The 18,703-nt window shown below is 53.2% G+C and carries 22 protein-coding genes; 19 read left to right on the forward strand and 3 right to left on the reverse strand.

Going from position 1 to position 18,703, the window contains the following annotated elements; all coding sequences use genetic code 11:
* Positions 1 to 8 precede the first annotated feature (8 nt).
* The 5 genes from PTZ19_RS16055 (at position 9) to PTZ19_RS16070 (ending at position 3,546) form a co-directional block, all read left to right on the forward strand.
* Complete coding sequence (locus PTZ19_RS16055) at positions 9 to 803, forward strand: tail fiber protein (protein WP_276356086.1); 795 nt, start codon at positions 9 to 11, stop codon at positions 801 to 803.
* A 161-nt stretch (positions 804 to 964) separates the two neighbouring features.
* Positions 965 to 2,209: a DUF4153 domain-containing protein gene (locus PTZ19_RS16060; RefSeq protein WP_276356087.1), complete on the forward strand. Its 1,245-nt coding sequence runs from the start codon at positions 965 to 967 to the stop codon at positions 2,207 to 2,209.
* A 109-nt stretch (positions 2,210 to 2,318) separates the two neighbouring features.
* The gene (locus PTZ19_RS25440) at positions 2,319 to 2,552 is read left to right on the forward strand and encodes a CatA-like O-acetyltransferase (RefSeq protein WP_422615008.1); all 234 of its coding nucleotides are present in this window, start codon (positions 2,319 to 2,321) and stop codon (positions 2,550 to 2,552) included.
* A gap of 29 nt (positions 2,553 to 2,581) precedes the next feature.
* Positions 2,582 to 2,998 carry a VOC family protein gene (locus PTZ19_RS16065; protein ID WP_276356088.1) on the forward strand — a complete coding sequence of 139 codons (417 nt, stop codon included), beginning with the start codon at positions 2,582 to 2,584 and terminating at the stop codon, positions 2,996 to 2,998.
* Positions 2,999 to 3,045: 47 nt separating this feature from the next.
* Positions 3,046 to 3,546 carry a DinB family protein gene (locus tag PTZ19_RS16070; protein ID WP_276356089.1) on the forward strand — a complete coding sequence of 167 codons (501 nt, stop codon included), beginning with the start codon at positions 3,046 to 3,048 and terminating at the stop codon, positions 3,544 to 3,546.
* Between the two features lie 31 nt (positions 3,547 to 3,577).
* Here PTZ19_RS16070 and PTZ19_RS16075 read toward each other — a convergent pair whose 3' ends face one another.
* Positions 3,578 to 4,375: an alpha/beta hydrolase gene (locus PTZ19_RS16075; RefSeq protein WP_276356090.1), complete on the reverse strand. Its 798-nt coding sequence runs from the start codon at positions 4,373 to 4,375 to the stop codon at positions 3,578 to 3,580.
* Positions 4,376 to 4,688: 313 nt separating this feature from the next.
* Between PTZ19_RS16075 and PTZ19_RS16080 the strand changes: the two genes are divergently transcribed.
* The 6 genes from PTZ19_RS16080 (at position 4,689) to PTZ19_RS16105 (ending at position 9,929) form a co-directional block, all read left to right on the forward strand.
* Positions 4,689 to 5,945 carry an acyltransferase family protein gene (locus PTZ19_RS16080; RefSeq protein ID WP_276356091.1) on the forward strand — a complete coding sequence of 419 codons (1,257 nt, stop codon included), beginning with the start codon at positions 4,689 to 4,691 and terminating at the stop codon, positions 5,943 to 5,945.
* Positions 5,946 to 6,348: 403 nt separating this feature from the next.
* The gene (gene mle / locus PTZ19_RS16085) at positions 6,349 to 7,218 is read left to right on the forward strand and encodes an alpha/beta fold macrolide esterase (RefSeq protein WP_276356092.1); all 870 of its coding nucleotides are present in this window, start codon (positions 6,349 to 6,351) and stop codon (positions 7,216 to 7,218) included.
* A 79-nt stretch (positions 7,219 to 7,297) separates the two neighbouring features.
* Complete coding sequence (gene speD, locus PTZ19_RS16090) at positions 7,298 to 8,104, forward strand: adenosylmethionine decarboxylase (protein ID WP_276356164.1); 807 nt, start codon at positions 7,298 to 7,300, stop codon at positions 8,102 to 8,104.
* Between the two features lie 69 nt (positions 8,105 to 8,173).
* Complete coding sequence (locus PTZ19_RS16095) at positions 8,174 to 8,626, forward strand: acetyltransferase (protein WP_276356093.1); 453 nt, start codon at positions 8,174 to 8,176, stop codon at positions 8,624 to 8,626.
* 93 nt (positions 8,627 to 8,719) lie between these two features.
* A complete protein-coding gene (locus tag PTZ19_RS16100; RefSeq protein WP_276356094.1) occupies positions 8,720 to 9,313 on the forward strand; it encodes a DJ-1/PfpI family protein in 594 nt (197 codons plus the stop codon).
* Positions 9,314 to 9,533: 220 nt separating this feature from the next.
* Positions 9,534 to 9,929, forward strand: coding sequence for a DUF4870 domain-containing protein (locus PTZ19_RS16105; RefSeq protein ID WP_339329334.1), 396 nt, complete (start codon positions 9,534 to 9,536; stop codon positions 9,927 to 9,929).
* A 204-nt stretch (positions 9,930 to 10,133) separates the two neighbouring features.
* Here PTZ19_RS16105 and PTZ19_RS16110 read toward each other — a convergent pair whose 3' ends face one another.
* Entirely contained in the window at positions 10,134 to 10,472 is a 339-nt protein-coding gene (locus PTZ19_RS16110; RefSeq protein ID WP_276356095.1) for a winged helix-turn-helix transcriptional regulator, read from the reverse strand.
* Positions 10,473 to 10,584: 112 nt separating this feature from the next.
* Between PTZ19_RS16110 and PTZ19_RS16115 the strand changes: the two genes are divergently transcribed.
* The 5 genes from PTZ19_RS16115 (at position 10,585) to rarD (ending at position 15,363) form a co-directional block, all read left to right on the forward strand.
* Positions 10,585 to 11,484, forward strand: coding sequence for an SDR family oxidoreductase (locus PTZ19_RS16115; RefSeq protein WP_276356096.1), 900 nt, complete (start codon positions 10,585 to 10,587; stop codon positions 11,482 to 11,484).
* A gap of 214 nt (positions 11,485 to 11,698) precedes the next feature.
* The gene (locus PTZ19_RS16120; protein WP_276356097.1) at positions 11,699 to 13,333 is read left to right on the forward strand and encodes a GMC family oxidoreductase; all 1,635 of its coding nucleotides are present in this window, start codon (positions 11,699 to 11,701) and stop codon (positions 13,331 to 13,333) included.
* Positions 13,334 to 13,417: 84 nt separating this feature from the next.
* Positions 13,418 to 13,837, forward strand: coding sequence for a DUF1259 domain-containing protein (locus PTZ19_RS16125; protein ID WP_276356098.1), 420 nt, complete (start codon positions 13,418 to 13,420; stop codon positions 13,835 to 13,837).
* Positions 13,838 to 13,887: 50 nt separating this feature from the next.
* A complete protein-coding gene (locus tag PTZ19_RS16130; protein WP_276356099.1) occupies positions 13,888 to 14,310 on the forward strand; it encodes a DUF1259 domain-containing protein in 423 nt (140 codons plus the stop codon).
* Between the two features lie 150 nt (positions 14,311 to 14,460).
* A complete protein-coding gene (gene rarD / locus PTZ19_RS16135; RefSeq protein ID WP_276356100.1) occupies positions 14,461 to 15,363 on the forward strand; it encodes an EamA family transporter RarD in 903 nt (300 codons plus the stop codon).
* 65 nt (positions 15,364 to 15,428) lie between these two features.
* Here the strand turns inward: rarD and PTZ19_RS16140 are convergent, their stop codons facing one another.
* Positions 15,429 to 15,794, reverse strand: coding sequence for a hypothetical protein (locus tag PTZ19_RS16140; protein ID WP_276356101.1), 366 nt, complete (start codon positions 15,792 to 15,794; stop codon positions 15,429 to 15,431).
* A gap of 136 nt (positions 15,795 to 15,930) precedes the next feature.
* Here PTZ19_RS16140 and map point away from each other — a divergent pair, with 136 nt between their 5' ends.
* The 3 genes from map (at position 15,931) to PTZ19_RS16155 (ending at position 18,543) form a co-directional block, all read left to right on the forward strand.
* A complete protein-coding gene (map, locus tag PTZ19_RS16145) occupies positions 15,931 to 16,677 on the forward strand; it encodes a type I methionyl aminopeptidase (RefSeq protein ID WP_276356102.1) in 747 nt (248 codons plus the stop codon).
* Between the two features lie 62 nt (positions 16,678 to 16,739).
* On the forward strand, positions 16,740 to 18,014 hold the full coding sequence (locus PTZ19_RS16150; protein ID WP_276356103.1) for a hypothetical protein: 1,275 nt from the start codon (positions 16,740 to 16,742) through the stop codon (positions 18,012 to 18,014).
* A gap of 76 nt (positions 18,015 to 18,090) precedes the next feature.
* Positions 18,091 to 18,543 carry a MarR family winged helix-turn-helix transcriptional regulator gene (locus PTZ19_RS16155; protein WP_276356104.1) on the forward strand — a complete coding sequence of 151 codons (453 nt, stop codon included), beginning with the start codon at positions 18,091 to 18,093 and terminating at the stop codon, positions 18,541 to 18,543.
* Positions 18,544 to 18,703 lie beyond the last annotated feature (160 nt).

Below are 18,703 nucleotides of genomic sequence, written 5' to 3' on the forward strand. Positions count from 1 at the left end.
GGTTGTACGTGAGCAAGAAAGTCCTGCTAACGCTTGGCATCACGTTGGTTTTGCTTTTCTCCTGCGCAAGCGTATATGCGGCAAAGTCACAGGTGAGTCAATCGAAGACGATTTACGCCTGCGCCAAAAGCGACGGACAGCTTCGATTAGTCGCCGAAGGTAAATCGTGCAAGTCGAACGAGAAGCCGATTTCATGGAATGTCGTCGGCCCTAAAGGTGACAAGGGCGAGCCGGGACCTATAGGACCCCAAGGGCCTAAAGGTGAGAAGGGAAATACAGGCGCGGCGGGATCCCAGGGTCCTAAGGGCGACAAAGGCGACACGGGAGCGACCGGACCCCAAGGACCCAAGGGTGAGAAGGGAGATACGGGTGCCACGGGACCGCAGGGGCCTAAAGGCGATAAAGGCGACACGGGAGCAGATGGACCCCAAGGGCCTCAAGGGCCTCAAGGTCCTCAAGGGCCTCAAGGGCCTCAAGGTGAAAAGGGCGAACCGGGAGCTGGCGGACCGCCGTTCGGCAATGCGAATGTACCGGATGGATCTGCTGGAGGCAGCGGCATCGCGCCTGAGAGGTTCATCGGAGAGGTTTGGTTATTCGCCGGGAATTTTGCGCCGCCACACACCCACGTCTGCGACGGCTCATTGTTGTCGATCAGTCAAAACACGGTATTATTCTCCATATTGGGTAACCAATACGGTGGAGACGGTAAAACCAACTTCGCTTTGCCCGATCTTCGGGAATATGCGCCTGCAGGCGTAAGCTACGTCATAAACCTTGAAGGGATATTCCCTGCCCGGCCTTGATTCAAGCTGCAGTATAAGCCAGGACTCCTTGCGAAAGGGTCCTGGCTTTTAATTTGTAACAACAAAAACATCTCCAATAAAGATATAAATTTATTGTAAAACAATAAACGACGTGATAGAGTGGATTTGCATGGGACGACTTCGGCAAGGGAGGTAGACCGATGGACAATACCAATCCGATTCTCGAACATATGGACCATCCGCACGAACTGGAGAGACTGTTCCGTAAAAATCCCGAAGCTTTTCAGCAAGCCTTCTCCATCGCTTGGGAACAAAGGCCGGATTCGCAGATTCTCGCGGTTTGGCATGAAAGATTGTTCTTTACGGAGGCGGAACCGTCCCCAAAAGCATCCCTGTTACGGAAAGATTTCATCTCCATGGGCATTTTAGCCATACTGGCCGGGATCTGCTCCAGGATCATTCTGCTTTTCGTCGAACGGCAAGCCATAGCGCCCATCAACCTCGTTTTCGGCATCTTGCCCTTTATGGCCGCGTATTTTGTAACCCATAAAGCTCCCAATAAAAAGGTCGTTTACGTCCTGGCATCGTTATTCCTCCTCTCCGTCATTTATCTGAATGCGCTGCCGCTGGAGATGAAGGACGATATTTTGCTGGCGTATCTGCACCTCCCCGTGTTCTTATGGGTATTAGTAGGGCTTGCGTTTACGGGAAATGAATACGGCAAAGGCAGCGCCAGACTCGCGTATCTGAAATTCAACGGGGAGTTCGGCATCCTCTACGCCTGCATGGCCCTATGCGGAATGCTGCTAACCGGATTAACGCTGCAGTTATTTCGGTTTGTCGGCGAGGACGTCACGGAATTCTATTTCGAAAACGTCGTATCGTTCGGTGCGGCGGCTCTCGCGATCTTGGCTGCCTATCTGATATCCAGGAACCTTAAACTTGCCAAAAATATAGCGCCTTACATAGCGAAAATTTTTAGTCCCCTTGTCCTCGCAACGTTGGTAGTCTACCTCATCATGGTGATGGGGATCGGAAAAAATCCTTTCGTGGACCGGGATTTCCTGCTCGTCTTTAACGGAATTCTCCTCTGTGTTCTGACCGTCACCATATTTTCCATTACCGAACGGGGCACGGGCGAGAGGAAGAACGTTTCCGACTTCATCCATTTTGCTCTCATCGTCCTTACGCTTATCATTGACAGCGTGGCATTGCTGGCTATCGCGTTCCGGCTTACTTCTTACGGGATTACGCCCAACCGGCTGGCCGTTCTCGGCTTAAACGTCCTGATCTGGGCGAATCTGATTTGGATTATGCGCTCCTACATGCTTTATCTGCGCAACAAGACCGGTGCTGCAACCATTCAAGACTCCGTAACGAATTATTTGCCGGTTTACGGGATTTGGGCGGCATTCGTCGCATTTGCTTTTCCGTTCATTTTTTAATACAAAGGAATTATCGAGCATGATAAAAAATCGATGAGGATTGAGATAAGGATATGGTTAAAGCAGTTGACGGTCCCTCCTAAAATACGAACATTTTAGGAGGGTGAACATGATTTTCAATCGGATCGATCGGGATCAATGGGCGAGAAACCCCTATTTCGAACACTATTTAAACCGCGTCAGATGCTCCAAGGAATGGCGGATGATTGCAAGAACTGGTTGGTCGGAAATTGATCGTACGTCAACGAAGTTCAAATACGGAGCGCGGCCAGAAGGATGCCGGTGCTCCGTATTTTTTTTCATACCCGTATCTATTCGTGGATTTTTATCGTTTATAGATTGAAAATGAAGCTTAAGGAGAGTGGTTAGCCCATGGAGAGAATCGTTTCGTTTGTATCCAGCATTTTCATCCCGGTAACGGACATCACGCGTTCCGCGGAGTGGTATGTCCGTATGTTCGACTTGGAGACCATTGAAAAAACCGACTATCGAGTCGGACTCGCGTTCCCCAATGCTCAAACCTTGGTTTTATTATGGAAAGTGGAAAAACCGCAGCCTGTCCAATTCGATACCGGCAAACATCTGATGCCTTACTTCAATTTCACTTCGTACGATATTGACCATTCGTATAGACAGCTTAAGGCCAAGGGAGCGGAATTAAGCGAAATCCACGAAGAGGATGGGTACAGGTTTTTCCAAGCGTTCGATCTGGATGGAAATCCCGTTGATATTGTGGAAGAGACGGGGCAAACGCCGTATTTTGCTCACAAGAAAAATTTTAATAATTAGTGCCGTCGAACGCGGGAGTTGACTCATGATGCGAGGAGTGATTAAGCTTGTCGGAAATCGTGCAGCAACAATACGATTGGATCCGATCCGCTAGAGACAAAGTGTTTGCTTTCTTAGATGAGATCCCGCCGGTACGGTTACATCAACCGGTTCCCGAATTCGGGCACGGCTCGATCATGCGCACCCATCTCCATGTCGTGGACTGCTATAGGTTTTGGCTGGAATCTTTCGCGTTCAAGAAGATAACCGAACATCGGGATATTACCGCGCATGAAATTGAGCGCGCGGACGTGAAATACGCCCGTGACCGGTTTGCGGAAGTGGATGAAATGGTGCGACGGTTCTTCAACGAGTATCGCGATCGCTGGTCTGAACCGATCGAGCAGGACGAGAACTGGCAAGGTTACCCGAAGGCGCCTGCTCCGTTGCTGCTGTTTACTCATGTGATGACGCATGAATTCCATCACAAGGGCCAAATCGTGTCGATGGCCAAACAGCTGGGTTGCCCGCCGCCTGCCGACGATCGTTTGGGAGGACTTTTCACCTGAATCTCCGGAGCGGGCAGCCCTCGTCCGATTTCTATTTGCCGGCATAGAAGAGCAAATAATCCTTCACGTGCCGACTCCAATAGGCGCCGTCGTGTTTGCCTTGATTCAGGTGGAATTCCGAGCGCACGTTCCTGCCGCGCAGCTTGGCGTCGAGCGCCTCGGCGCCTTGATAGAATTTATAGGAGTCTTGATCCCCCGAATCGAGGTAGACCGACATGCCGGATAAATCCGCGGTGTCCGCGAGGTAATAAGGATCTCTCTGCTTGCGGATCTCGTCTGTCGGATAGAGCCACTCTTTCAAGTTGCCCGTATCGGCCCAGTCGTCCATGAATACCGCAGGGCTGTGTCCGCCTGCTTTCGAAAACAACTCGGGGTGGGAAAACCCGTTGTACAGCGCCGCCCATCCGCCCATGGACAAGCCGCCGATATATCGGCCTTTCTTGTCGGCGATCGTGCCGTAATGACCGTCTACGTATTGAATGATATCCTGCGTGATGTAGTCGCCGTATGGGCCGTTCGATTCGGAGTTGAAGCCGTAGCTGTTGTCGATCTGGGGCGCAACGATCAGGAGCGGATCGATCTTCCCTTCGCGCAGCAATTCGTCAGCGGCTTGGTCTACGCCAAGACCCGGAATCCAGGAATCTTCATTGCCGCTGTATCCATGATACAGGTATAACACGGGGTACTGCTTCGAAGCATTGTAATCCGGAGGCAAATAAATATTGAACTTCATGTCCCTGCCCAGCGAATCGCTATGGAAAACGACCTTCTGGACGTTCGGGCTGGCGGACAATACCTGCGCGCGAATGGGTTCGCCTGCGCTTGCCATGTCTTCCCCGCCTGCCGCCTCGTGTCGATCGGTTTTGTCGCAGCCCGACAACAGGGCGCAAACAAGGAATCCGATTGCAAGGCAACCGCCGCTGAATTTCATTCGCCACCACCGCCACCCTGAATTTACCAACCCATTAAGTATATAATAACGGCCATTCTTGGTGAATATTGTATTTCATTTAAACGGGATGGCCGGCCCTCCATTATTTACAAAAGGAGGAAAAACGCGATTTTTCTCGAATATCCCTCAGAATGAAATCGCTTGCTAGTCCGCGAAAAAGCCAATTCTGTTGACGGGAGATTCGAATCGGATGAAATCGAACGCAAACCAGCTTCACTTGGGAGGGGCCGACGGCATTCGGGCGATTGCCTGTCTGGCCGTCATTTCCCATCATTTCGCGCAAAGATTGTCGATGGGTGACCAGGAAGCCGGGATTCGGGAAGCACAGGCTTTTTTTCTTCTAGGCAACTCGGGAGTCAGCATCTTTTTCGTATTGAGCGGATTTTTGCTGGCCTTCCCTTTTTGGAGAAATTATTTGGAGGAAAAGGAGTTCCCCCGCCTCGGGACGTACTTGTTCCGGCGTGCGGCACGGATCGTGCCGGGCTATTATTTGGTCTTCCTCGTATGCATGGCGCTGGTCTTGTCGCTGGACATTCCGACCGAGCACTTCGCCTGGCGCAGCGCCGCCGGGCTGACGTTTACGGCCGGCTTCCACTATGTGACGTTCTTTCCCTCCGAGATCGACGGCCCGTTCTGGTCCATCTCTTTCGAAGTATTCTGTTACGCGCTGATGCCGCTCTTCATGGCCGGCATGTTCGCGCTTCTGAAAAAACGGTCTTTCCCGGCCTCGTTCGCGTATTGGATCGGCGCATGGCTTATCGCCCTGCTGCTGAACGAGCTTGTTCACCGCTACCTGACGCCCGGTGATGAGAATCGCGGCTGGGAGTACGGGAATATCGGCGGCGCGAAATACTGGATGCCGAACTACAATCCGATCGGGTTTTTCTGCCATTTTACGATCGGCATCCTTGCGGCTGGGATTGCGGCAAGAATGCGCCGGCCGTCGGCTCGAATCGACAGACTGAAGCGGCTCGGCCTTTTCGATGCGGCGGGCGCCGTCGGTTTGGTTTTGGCGTTCCTGATGTTGTGGTCCCATCGCCACGCTGCCGAATTCAGCGCCAGCTGGCAGCATCAGCCTTACTTTTATCCGTATTTTGCCGCGCTGATCGCCATACCGCTGGCGGTCGGATCGCACTCGCTTTTCCTGCAGAAGCTGCTGGACAACCGTTTCTTCCGATATACGGCCAAAGTATCGTTCGGGTTATACCTATGGCATTATTTGCTCGTCATGATGGTTGCCATGTACGGGGCCAAGGATTATCTATATATGGGCGTTGCGAGCCTGGGAAGGTGGGCCTTGATCTCTGCGGGAATCCTGGCTGCGTCTTATCTGATCGCGACGCTGTCGTTTTATTTCATCGAGAAACCCGTATTGGATTGGGCTCACGGCAGACGGAGCAGAAGCAAGCGGGCTTCCGCCCAGGCGGGGATGCCCAATCAGGGATGATGCGGTTTCCGCCGCCCAGATCGAACGCCATAGGCCATATCCCTCATGGTTGACAATGGAGTTTACCATATGTTAGCATAGCTTTACTTGATCAGGACGGAGGGGTTACGTGTGTTAAACTAATTCTTCGATCTTCTATGCACAAGGAATGGAATCGTGATTTATGGCTATTCGTGTGCATCGTAATCGAAGAATGGTTTGCCTAACGGTAACCCAATTTGCTTTAGGCGAAGAGAATGGGATGAACCGATTGAGGATTTAACGGATGATGCTTGGACTGCAAGCCCATCATTCGTTAATGAATTTTTTGCGTGCATTTTCAGACTCTTTTTCGATTACGTATGCACAGGCGGCCGATAGCCTGTGCTTTTTCGTGTCTCTATAAAACCTTGGAGGACTTGACATGAACGAACGATTCATCAAATGGGACGGAATTGAAATATGCGCCGACAGTTTCGGAGAATCGATGAACCCGGCTATTTTGCTCATTATGGGTGCCCAATCCTCCATGATTTGGTGGGACGAAGAATTCTGCCGGCGTTTAGCGGATGGTGGGCGATTTGTTATTCGCTACGATAACCGCGACGTTGGACGTTCGACTACCTACGCACCTGGTCAACCCGGTTATACATTTGAAGACATGGCGGATGATGCCGTCCGGGTATTGGATGCCTATCAGATCGAGCAGGCACATATCGTCGGCATGTCCATGGGCGGAATGTTGACTCAAATGATCGCTCTGCGGCACCCCGAGAGAGTTCTAACCATTACCCTCCTGTCGACATCCAATTTTGCTCCGCACCTTCCCCCGATGGAGGAAAGGATCATGGATTTTTTCTCGAATATGGGGGTTATAGACTGGACAGACGAACAATCCGTCGTCCGATTTGCGATCGATCGATCCAGAATCCTCGCAGGTTCAAAGCATTCTTTTCAAGAGGAAAAAATGGGGAGTTTGGCCAAAAAAGAATTGGCGAGAAGCCGCAATATAGCCAGTATGACGAATCACGCCTTGGTGACAGGAGGAGAAACCTATCTGGCTCGGACGAGTGAGATTCAAGTGCCTGCCCTGGTTATTCACGGAACCGAGGATCCGATTATCCCTTATGAACACGGAATATATTTGGCTAACGTCATACCGGGATCGGCATTGCTGGCATTGGAGGGTACGGGGCACGAGCTTCATGATGGGGACTGGAATGTAGTGATTGATGCCATTATACAACACACTTCAGCGGCAAATTCGTTCGGGAAGGCAGCGGAAACGGAGTAATTTACGGGGAACGGGGCACAATACCATCGGCTCGGATCATTTCCAAATGATGGAGCGACTCCAAAGGCGGGAAGGTCGCATAAACATGACGATGGAGCAGCGCATCACGCTTCACGGCTTTAACAACCTGACGAAGACGCTAAGCTTCAATATGTACGATATCTGCTATTCCAAGACCAAAGCGGAGCGGGAAGCCTATCTCTCCTACATCGACGAGCAGTACAACGCGGATCGGTTAACGCAAATCTTACGCCATGTAGCCGAGATCATCGGCGCGCATGTGCTGAATGTGGCCAAACAGGATTACGTGCCGCAGGGAGCCAGCGTGACGATGCTCGTGTCGGAAGGACCGGTCATGGAGGTGCCGACGGAAGCTCTGGAGGAATCCCCCGGACCGCTTCCGAATTCCGTCGTGATCCAGATGGACAAAAGCCACATTACCGTCCATACGTACCCGGAGTATCATCCGGATGAAGGGATCTGCACGTTCAGAGCCGATATCGACGTCTCCACCTGCGGGGAGATCTCTCCGCTGAAAGCGCTGAATTACTTGATCAGCTCGTTCGACACGGACATCATGACCATCGATTATCGGGTTCGCGGTTTCACGAGGGACATTCACGGCCATAAGCTGTTTATCGACCATGAGATCGGTTCGATTCAGAACTATATTCCCGACGAAATCAAGAGCCTGTACGACATGATCGACGTCAACGTGTATCAAGAGCACATTTTCCATACCAAGTGCAGGCTGAAAAATTTCGATTTGAATAATTATTTGTTCGGATATACGAGAGAAGCGTTGAGCGCGGAGGAAGAGAAGGCCATCATCGAAAACTTGAAGTGGGAAATGGATGAGATTTTTTACGGGAAAAATATCCCCTAACCCACCCCGAGATCGGTATGATGCAGACAAGGAGCAAGAAGCATAGTCTTGTGGAGAGGAACATTCAACATGCAATTGGAAATCACCCCGTTCCAGGAAAGCGATCACGATCGATTAGTCGATATTTGGTATCGCGCCGTAACGCGTACCCACGCCTTTTTGGCGGAATCGGACATCCGCTTTTACCGCGATATCGTTCAGAACGGCGCTCTGAGGGAAGTCGAGGTCTGGGTTGGCAGAGGCGAGAATCAAACGCCGGCAGGATTTATCGGATTAGCCGGAACCAAGATCGAGATGCTGTTCGTGGATCCGCAATACCATGGAAAGGGTATTGGCAGTCGGTTAATCCAACACGCCCGGAAAACAAAAGGGGACCATCTCCAAGTCGACGTAAACGAGCAAAATGACGGCGCATGCGCATTTTACAAGCGGCTGGGATTCGTGCAAGTCGGGCGGTCGGAGCTGGACGGTTCGGGCAAGCCGTTCCCTTTGCTTCACCTAGCTTGCAAATCATTTCGATAGATTGCCCCGGTTCCTCCGTATCCTTGCATAACCGCTATTTTATTTCATATTCATTGTTGAGTCCGAATTCACGAATAGCGGGGAGCGATCGGAATGAGCAAGCGCGTATTGATCTTGACGGGCGACGGGGCAGAAGTATTGGAAGTTTATTATCCGTATTTTCGCGTAAAGGAAGAGGGCTACGAAGCCGTCATCGCATCCCCGAAGAAACAGACGCTGAACACCGTTTGCCACGATTTCGTCGAGAATTGGGAAACGTACACGGAAAAGCCGGCTCATCGGCTGCCGTGCGATATCGCGTTCGCGGACGTGGAGCCTTCCGAATACGACGCGCTCATCATTCCGGGGGGCCGGGCGCCCGAGTATATCCGTTCGGATGCCGATCTGCCGCGGATCGTGAAGCATTTTCTGGACGCGGATAAACCGATCGGAGCGATCTGCCACGGCGCGCAAGTCTTCTTGGCGCTCAAGGACCGCACCTACTTCGAAGGCCGCAAGCTCAGCGCCTATAACGCTTGCCGATTGGAAGTCGAAGCGCTCGGGGCCCAGTACGCGGATGGTACGCTTCATGTAGACGGCAACATCGTATCCGGACACGCTTGGCCGGATCTGCCCGGCTTTATGCGGGAGTTTCTGAACTTGCTCGAACAACCGGTTAGACGGGGATACGAGAACGCCGTCTCTTAATATGCGAAAAGAGTAAGAGGCGTAAGGCGTAAGGGACGTGGGTTTAGGGGCTGTGACAGTTTGCCGGGAGGCGGGCTGTCACGGCCTTTATTACATGTCAGGAAATCCATAATTTCCGCTAAAAAAATCGGCTTTAAGGCTCTGTCGGAGTACGCATTGGATGAGATATAATGCATATGGATGAATTATACATTCTTGGGGTTCTTCTGCGAAACTTCCGATGCTGGCGTTCGCGCAAACTCATCTGAGCGCCGCCGAGCAATCAATCAAGGAAGAGGTGCCGATCATGCAAGAAAAACCCGCATTTTCGTTCGATGAATCGGATATTCAAAACAACAAAGGGATGGCGATCGTCGCTTACATCCTGTTTTTCGTTCCGCTGATCGCGGCCCCAAATTCACCGTTCGCGAAGTATCATGCGAATCAAGGACTGACGCTATTTTTGACTTGCCTTGTGCTCAACGTCGTACTCGGCTTCATCCCGATTCTCGGCTGGATATTGCTTCCGTTCGCCAACCTGGGGTGTTTAGTGCTCGCGGTAATCGGCATCGTCAGCGCGGCTCAAGGCGGCGCAAAGCCGCTTCCCATCATCGGCAAATATACGCTGATCAAGTGAGCGGCTTTGGACCAAAGAAGAGAACAGGCCGGATCGCCTCCTGGCAAGCGAGGCAATCCGGCCTGTTCCCTATCGATTTTTAAATCAGCTCTCCATCTCTTTCAGCGATTCTACTCCTTTTTCTTCGGCGGCTCTTGCATTCGTCAAATTCGCGATCGTCGCTTCCGCCTGCGCCGGATCGTTTTGGCGGCTCTCTTAGAGGCGTCAAGGATTGCGGGAACGGTCGCAACCCGCCGCTTCCGCCGCCCGGACATACGCCTCGCCCCACCGCAGCATCTCCAGGAGCATCGGCTCCAGGCTTCTCCCAAGCTCGGTCAGGCGATACTCCACTTTCGGCGGAATCTCCGCGTAGACCGTCCGTTCCACCAGTCCGTCCCGCTCCATTTCCCGCAGTTGGTTGGTCATCACCCTTTGGGTCACTTCGGGCATGAGCCTTCTCAGCTCGTTGAACCGCTTCGTGCCGCCCAGCAAATGACGGAGCAACTCGGTTTTCCATTTCCCCTCGATCAACTCGACCGTAATCTCTACGGGGCACTTTTGCATGCCGATCCCCCCAGTATCCTTGCAGTCACTATAGCACAAATTTGTGCGTACTTACATCGTTTTCCAGCCGGCGTTACAATGGCTTCGATCAAGTCAAAAGGAGTGGTAACGCATGGGTTTGCAGGGAGAACGGGTGTTGGTGTACGGCGCAACGGGGACGCAGGGAGGCGCCGTCGTGCGCAGGCTGAAGGAAGCAGGCGCCCGGGTCCGGGTGTTGGTTCGCGACGAGAAGAAAGCGCAAGTTTTCGAAAAGGAAGGGGTCGAGGCCGCTGTCGGACATTTGGCGGATCCGGATCGTCTGCGAAGGGCTTCCGAGGGAGCCGATAAAGTCTTCTTCCATTTGCCGGTCGAATTCGATCCCGGAATCTTGGCGGAGTACGGTCGCAACGCGGTTAATGCGGCGAAGGATGCCGGCGTGAAGCTATTGGTGTTCAACGCGAGCAGCGTTCTGCCGGCCGACACCGGGCTGAGGGCTTATCAAGGGAAATTGGAGGTTTGCGGACACTTGCGCGAGAGCGGCGTTCCTTTCATCATACTCAAGCCTACGCTGTACATGAACAATCTCGAGGGACCTTGGACGCTGCCCGCCATCGTACGTGAGGGCGTGTTCGCGTATCCGGTCGAACCGGAAGCCGAGATCGCCTGGATCAGCGCGGCCGATGCGGCCGCTTACTCCGTCGAAGCCTTGAAGAACGAACAGTTGGCCGGATCCGAATATACGATGTACGGGCCCGAGAATCTCACGGCCGTCCAAGTCGCGGAATTGCTGTCCTTGCGGCTGGGCAGGGAAGTCCGGTATGTTCCGATTCCCCTGGACGATTTCGAAGCGCAATTCAGCGCCGACTTCGGAGCCGCAACGGCCAAGACGGTCACGGATACGTATCGTTGGAGCAATGGCCTGAGGCCATCCCCGTATCGCATCGATGCCTCGCAGAACGCGGCGCAAGCGCTCTCCATTACGCCTACGACATTCGAGGCGTATCTCGACACGATCGACTTTTCCGCCGTTTGACCGCCCCTGATTGGAGGGCGGCGACAGGGATACGGATTCCAACGGTTCGTCTAAACATCTTTCATTCACGACCGAGTCCCCGCGGACTCGGTCGTTTTTCTTTTTTGGGGATTCGTCGTTCCGCATGGTTATGAACCCAATCCGCGAATCCAACGGTTCCATATACTGGGGCTGTAATCCAGCCTTTAGATCATTCTGTAAAGGAGTTTCCATATTGGAAAATTCGGGCCGTAAACTTGTATTCGATTACATCGTGGTTGGAACCGGGCCGGCCGGTGCGGTCATGGCCAAGACGCTGACCGACGACAAGTCGTCTTCGGTGCTTGTTTTGGAGGCCGGACCGAAAAAGGACCGCGATACGCCCATCAAAGACTCCGCGTTCGCGCTGGAGCTTGAGGAAAACTTCTTCCCCGAGTATTTCTGGCAGGGAGAAGGGGTGCCCCAGGAGGGGGTGGGCGGCCGGGCGTTCGAATGGACGACGGGGCGTCTCGCCGGGGGAGGATCCTCCATCAACGGAGAGCAGTACGTTCGGCCGACATCCGCGGTTTTCCGGGAGTGGGAAGCGCTGCTGGGGCCGGCGTGGTCGCCGAAACAGGCGATTCGGAGATTCAAGGAATTGGAGAAATATAACGGCGCGACCGACAATCGGTCCAGTCGGGGCTACAAGGGGCGGATCGACATCCGGCAAGCGCCCGCGAGACCGACGGACATGGCGAAAAAGCTGGTTTCGGCCATCGACTCCGCAACCGGGGTCGGGGAGATTCGGGATTACAACAATCCGGACACGCCGATAGGTGCTTTTACCCAATGGCAGTTGTACCAGCAACCGAACGGCAGGCGGGAGAGTTCGTCCACTGCGTTCCTCTCTTCGGATATCGTGACCCCAAGCGGGAGAGGCAAAAACGGCCGGAAAATCAAGATTTTCTATCAAACGTCCGCCCTTCGCGTACTGTTCGAAAACAAGCGCGCGGTCGGCGTGGAATTTTTGAAGGAAGGAGAGTATTCACGCGCGTATGCACGCAAGAAAGTCATCCTATCCGCCGGGATCAACAGCGCCCAATTGCTGATGCTTTCCGGAGTTGGACCGTCCCGGCAGTTAAAGGCTGCGGGAATCCCCGTCGTCTTCAACAACCCGAACGTGGGAAAGAGACTTCGCAACCATACCTTGAACTTTGCCGTTTTCAGCGCGAATCCCCATGACATGCCCCTGCCCGATCACGATCCGAACGCCCTCTATACGGGCGGAGCCTTTCTCCCCGATCCGGCGCCGGGATCTCGTCCGGACAGAAGAGCCGTCCAGCTGCTCGGAATCGGCGACGACGAGAGCCGGACGCTGACGATCGCGATCTTGTATCTCAAGCCGAAAAGCCGGGGGAGCGTTCGCATCCAAAGCAAAGATCCCCTTCGGATCGTGCTGGCCGATGAAGGGTTTCTGACCAACGAAGATGACCTGGAATCCGTAAAACGGATTTACCGGGAATATATCAAGAAGATCGCGATAGAGCTCGCGGCGATCGATCCGTCCTATCGATTGCTATCGCCTGCGATGGACGTCATCGATAACGACGAAGAATTGGAGAATTTCATCAAGGAGAACTTCGATCATAACCACCATCAGCAGGGCTCGCTGAGAATGGCGCCGCTCGAGAAGGGAGGCGTAGTCGATCCGTATGGGCGCGTTCACGGCGTCAGCGACTTGATCGTCGCCGATGCTTCGATCATTCCCTTCACCGTAGATGGGAACACCTCGGCGGCTGCTTATTTGATCGGGCTGACCATCGCCGAGCGCTTAAGCAAAACGAAAGAACGCAAAGGTCCGAGACGGCGGCGGGAAAGTTTTGAGGAGTAGGTTCACGAAAACCGGGTGACAAGCACAGTTCGCTTTCCCGCAGGGATCATAGATTGTTCCAGAACCGACAAAAGGAGGATTTCAATGGCAAAGAAAGCATGCGTAAGCCCGCGATTCAGAAGGCTGTGCACCCAATTTGCGAACATATTGGGAGGGGAATCGGAAATCGAGGAAGGTCCGGTTTGTTTCGTCACGCGGATGACGAACTTACGGGAGACCATCTTGGGAAGAAGAACCCGCTCGCCTTTGGTTCAAATGCAAATGTTTTCGTTCGAATCCCTGGATCCGTCGGGACGCGCGCTCTGCTTGGGCGAAACGGCCGTTCATCAAAATCAGGTGAACCGATTGATGTCGAATCTTCGCAAAAGCGGGATTAAAGTAACGGCCCTGCATAACCACTGGCTGAAAGAAAACCCCCGTTTAATGTATATGCACTGGGAAGCGGTCATGAATCCGGTCGTGTTTGCTAGAAGAACGAAAGCGGCCATCCGATTCTTGGGCTAAGGGTTGGCCGTTAAACGATATCTCAAGAAATAAAAGGAGGATGAATTCGATTGGCGCAAACCGTGAAAGCAAGTCCTCAATTTAGAAGGCTATGCAACCAATTCTCGGCCATTTTAGGCGGAACGGAGCATGAAATTACCAAGGGACCGGTTTGTTTCGTCACGAGAAACAGAAGGGTAAACGCTTCGATTTTGGGAAGACGCACCACTTCGCCTTTGGTCCGGTACCAATTGTTCTCGTTCGAATCGCTCGATAAATCAGGACGCGCGCTGTGTCTGGGGGAAACGGCGCTCTTCCAAAACCAAGCCAACCGATTGCTGTCCAATCTCCGCAAGAACGGGATCAAAGTGACGGCTCTCCACAACCACTGGTTGTTCGAGAACCCGCGCCTCATGTATATTCACTGGGAGTCGATCGATAATCCCCTTGCATTCGCCAGGAAAGTGAAGCGTTCGATCGCCTTCTTGGGCTGAAGGCGCGAATTCTATAGATGGAAACGCGAAAGCCGGGAACCCGCTGCGGGAATTCCCGGCTTTTATCATTGCTCAATTCGAGGAATCCGCTAGAATAGGAATATCGTTTCATTCCATTTTGATCTGCGGGTCATCGAGAGGAAATCAGCCATGAAGCAGGGAATCGTCTATGCCGCATTGTCGTATTTGGCTTGGGGGCTGCTGCCGCTCTATTGGCGTCTGTTTCAAAACATGCCGGCATGGGAAGTGCTCGCGCATCGCGTCGTTTGGGCTTTCGCGTTCGTCGCGCTGCCGGTGACGGCGGGCAAGCAGTGGAACCGATTGAAGAAGGTCGTCGCGGACAGACGGAGCAAAATCGCCGTCGCGCTGTGTTCCGTATTCATCAGCGCGAACTGGCTGATCTACATCTGGGCCGTGAACCACGATCAAGTGGTGGAGACGAGCCTAGGTTATTATATGAATCCGCTCATCAGCATCTTGGTGGCGGTTGCGTTCCTGAAGGAGCGGCTGTCGGCCTTGCAATGGATCGCCATCGGACTTGCCGGTACCGGCGTGTTGGTAATGACGGTCGAACTTGGCCGTCTTCCGTGGGTTTCGCTGGCGCTGGCCGTTTCGTTCTCCCTGTACGGACTCGCGAAGAAAGCCGTGAAAGTAGACGCGCTGCTGGGGCTCACGTGGGAGACGATGATCGTGCTGCCCCTGTCGATCGTTTATTTGCTGTTCCTGCAGACGCAAGGTACGGGTACGTTTACCCAACTGCCGGTTTCGAAAATGCTGATCTTGCTGCTCGCCGGACCGGCAACCGCCCTGCCGCTGTTCTGGTTCGCCAAAGCGACGAGCCTGCTGCCGCTCTCTTTGGTCGGCTTCATTCAATATCTCTCTCCGACGACAAGTCTGCTGCTCGCGATTTTCGTCTTCCATGAGCCATTCCAAACGTCCCAGCTGGCCAGCTTCGCGCTCATTTGGCTGGCGCTCGTCGTCTACAGCGCGGCTTCGTTTCTCGGAACCAAACCGGCGGCCAATCGACTGGCACAGGCGGAGCATAAGGCTTAATCAAGAAGAAAAGCCATGCTTGTCCCGGATGAATCAGCATGGCTGCACAAGCGATCCATTATCGTTTAGAACACCAGGATGGCTCCCCGTACGGTTGCCGCTCCCGCGCCGATATTCGTAATACGCAGCCTAAAAGTGCCTGCAGGCAAGATGAAGGGCAAAGTAACCGTTCGTACGCCGGTTACGGTCACGCTGTTCGTGGCCGGCAGACCCGTGACGGCATTCACGAACTGGTAACGAATGACCGGAGTCGCCGTCGTGCCGACCCCCCTGCTTTGCGATACGACGACTTCGCCCCGGTTGATTGCGCGGCGAACCTGAAACGAAGCCGTGAGCACCGTCCCCCTGAAGGAAAGGAAAATAAACGGAATCACTTGACGAATCGTTTTAAGGGAGGATCTTCGCGCGGAACGCTTTAAAGAAGGGCGCATTTCATCACCTCCTTGTCCAGGTATACGTTACAATATGTAATTCGTTCGCGAGGGTTCGATTCCGCAGGGAAAATGGGGTTTCGCTTGCAGGCTATGTTAAAATATGGGGGCATCCATTAAAAACGGAGGGATGAAGGTGACCGTTCAGAACCTTGAAGATATTGACGGCCTTAAAAAGATCGGAAAAATCGTCGCGTTAACCATCAACGAGATGAAACGTTGCGCACGCGTCGGAATGACGACGAGAGAACTCGATGACATCGGGGGCCGTATCCTGAAGGAGCATGGGGCAACGTCCGCGCCTAAAAAAACTTACGACTTCCCCGGCCATACTTGCATCAGCCTGAACCACGAGGTTGCCCATGGCATACCGGGCAACCGGATCATCGGGCCGGGCGATTTGATTAACATCGATGTTTCGGCGGAGCTCGGCGGATATTACGCGGATGCCGGTCACTCCTTTACGATGCCTCCGCACGATCCGTCGTTAACGCGGCTTTGCCAATACACGCACGATACGATGATGAAAATCATTTCTTCTCTCCGCCATGGAGTCAAATTGAACGAGATCGGAAGGATGATTCAGACGGAGGCGCAAAGGGGAGGGTACCGGGCGATCAACAATTTGTGCAGCCACGGAATCGGGAAAGCGCTGCATGAAGCCCCGACGGAGATCCTGCCTTTTTACAACAAACAGGATCGCCGCGTATTGAAAGAGGGGCTGGTCATCACGATCGAGCCTTTCTTGTCCACCGGAGCCGATTATGTCGTGGAGCAGCCGGACGGATGGACCATGCGCGTTCCCGACAGAAGCTATGTGGCGCAGCACGAGCATACGATTATCATTACAAGGGATCAGCCGATTATCGTAACCGTGGCGTAATCCGTCTGCGCAATGTCGGTTTGAACACACCTGCCGTCGGATATGGGGAGGAGCGCGTTTCCGTGCGAAAGTGGATCCTATGTATGTTGGCGGGGCTGCTTGCGGGTTTGACGGGGGCGCCGCTCGCGCTGGGCAAAGCTTCCAACCGCGTAGAGACGGTCGATATGACGACGTGGGAGCATCCGGTGAAAGCCGTATTCGAAGTGTACGACGTCACGGTTAACCGGGTACGGCTGGCTCAAAACCGCACCTATCCCATTTTCGACGTAACGCTGCCCTATCCGCTCCAAGAGGAGTATGAGAGCAGCTTTTACGCGCTCGTTGAAGACATTGCGCAAGCCAACGGTTACTGGAGCTATGAATTGGCGGTCGAACGATCGATCGTTGCCAAGGTGCAGTGCGATCGGAAGCGGCATGAGGTCACGCAAGTTTCGATTAATGGCAGCACGACGTATTTCGATCGGACGTTTGAAAAGGAACTTTCCGGGATTCGCAGCGCGGACCGGTTAGACGTGGTCGCCAAAGGGGATCTCGACGGGGACGGGCGGATCGAGTACGTCGTCTGCCGGGAAAATCCGGATCCGATGAGCCCGGACATTCTCCTGCACGTGGTGCAATGGGATGGCAAGAAGTTCGTCAATCGAGGCAGATTGCGGGATGATACCGGGAGCGTCGTCCATGAGCTGGATCACGTGGAGATCGCCAGATTGGATCATACCGACGCGAAATATATCGCGGTGTACATGAAGGTCGGTTTGTCGGGGTATGGGTTCAGCTTATACCGCTGGAAATCCGGTCATGCGGAGCCGCTTCTGACGAACGTGCCGACCGCAACGGGGAAAGGTTCGCGTTATTTGAAGGACTTCGATCGGGACGGCATCGCCGACAGCGTATCGGAGTATGGCTACTTCGATACGCAGTCCCACACCATTTATGCTTATCACCGGTTTGACCGGCCGGAGGCGGTGAAGTACAAGGTCGCCTACGACAATGAGCAAGGGAAGTTCATTTATCCGAGCACGCCGGAGGGTGTCATCCGGAACTATGTCGAAGACTGCCACTGGAGCGACGTGCTTCAGGGAGAGATGAAAAAGCTGATCGTTGACGACGAGATCCTGAAATTCGAGGTCGGAGACTATATTTACCTTGGAACGATGGAATATGGCGGCCTGGATCTGAAGTTCGCGACGGTCAGCGATCGGAACGGAGTCCGTCTGATCGAGTGCGGAGAAGAGTTTGCAGGCGAATTCGCCTCGAGTCCTTTGCGATTTACGATGGTGAAACAAAAGAAACTGTGGAAAATCAAGAACATCCAGCCTGCGGGCGTCCCCGATTGAAAACTTTTCCAATGACATCTAATTGGTGTATGATACATATGATGTATTATACACGCATTAAGTCGAGGTGAAATCGGTGGCCGAAAACTATTTTATGGATTTGAGATCGACGGTTCAGCGCTTCGTGAAGTTATTCGGAGTCCTCGAGAACCATGTAACGCCGTGCGGCTTTCCTCTCTCCGTGTCTCAGGTCTATGCCATGCAAGAACTCGAAAAGGAAAACATGTCGATTACCGAGTTGGCGTTACGTTTAGATTTGGAAAGAAGCTCGGTCAGCAGGCTCGTCGACGATCTGGTGAAGGGTGAATTCGTTTCGCGCGAAACCAACGCGGCGAATCGCAGAGAAGTCGTCCTGCACCTGACGGAGAAAGGGAAAAAGTCGATTCAACAAGTGAAGAAGCAATCGATCCTGTTTTTTCAAAACGTATTATCCGATTACACGGAGGAAGATAAAACGATCATCCTCGAAGGTTTTCGGAAATTCTCGGAAGCACTCTCCCGGCAAAGGGGGGGGAAACATGATAAATAGGAAAACCCAGACGGCAACCAATATTTCGTCCTTTGTCCTCGCGTTTTTGGCATCTTCCCATCACTGGATACATATGGGAATCATGATGCTGCTTGGCGGCTCTACGAACATGATGTCGACGATGTCAGCGGTATTCTGGATTCGGCGAATCATGATCCTT

Source organism: Cohnella caldifontis (assembly GCF_029360585.1).
GTDB lineage: Bacteria > Bacillota > Bacilli > Paenibacillales > Paenibacillaceae > Cohnella > Cohnella caldifontis.

Bases quoted from the DNA above. Each gene is read 5' to 3' on its own strand.
- PTZ19_RS16140 (WP_276356101.1), bottom strand. From the start codon at position 15,794: ATGCGCCCTTCTTTAAAGCGTTCCGCGCGAAGATCCTCCCTTAAAACG.
- PTZ19_RS16100 (WP_276356094.1), top strand. From the start codon at position 8,720: ATGAGCAAGCGCGTATTGATCTTGACGGGCGACGGGGCAGAAGTATTG.
- PTZ19_RS16095 (WP_276356093.1), top strand. From the start codon at position 8,174: ATGCAATTGGAAATCACCCCGTTCCAGGAAAGCGATCACGATCGATTA.
- PTZ19_RS16075 (WP_276356090.1), bottom strand. From the start codon at position 4,375: ATGGCAAGCGCAGGCGAACCCATTCGCGCGCAGGTATTGTCCGCCAGC.
- rarD (WP_276356100.1), top strand. From the start codon at position 14,461: ATGAAGCAGGGAATCGTCTATGCCGCATTGTCGTATTTGGCTTGGGGG.
- mle (WP_276356092.1), top strand. From the start codon at position 6,349: ATGAACGAACGATTCATCAAATGGGACGGAATTGAAATATGCGCCGAC.
- PTZ19_RS16125 (WP_276356098.1), top strand. From the start codon at position 13,418: ATGGCAAAGAAAGCATGCGTAAGCCCGCGATTCAGAAGGCTGTGCACC.
- PTZ19_RS16065 (WP_276356088.1), top strand. From the start codon at position 2,582: ATGGAGAGAATCGTTTCGTTTGTATCCAGCATTTTCATCCCGGTAACG.
- PTZ19_RS16080 (WP_276356091.1), top strand. From the start codon at position 4,689: ATGAAATCGAACGCAAACCAGCTTCACTTGGGAGGGGCCGACGGCATT.
- PTZ19_RS16060 (WP_276356087.1), top strand. From the start codon at position 965: ATGGACAATACCAATCCGATTCTCGAACATATGGACCATCCGCACGAA.
- PTZ19_RS16110 (WP_276356095.1), bottom strand. From the start codon at position 10,472: ATGCAAAAGTGCCCCGTAGAGATTACGGTCGAGTTGATCGAGGGGAAA.
- PTZ19_RS16105 (WP_339329334.1), top strand. From the start codon at position 9,534: ATGCTGGCGTTCGCGCAAACTCATCTGAGCGCCGCCGAGCAATCAATC.
- PTZ19_RS16115 (WP_276356096.1), top strand. From the start codon at position 10,585: ATGGGTTTGCAGGGAGAACGGGTGTTGGTGTACGGCGCAACGGGGACG.
- PTZ19_RS25440 (WP_422615008.1), top strand. From the start codon at position 2,319: ATGATTTTCAATCGGATCGATCGGGATCAATGGGCGAGAAACCCCTAT.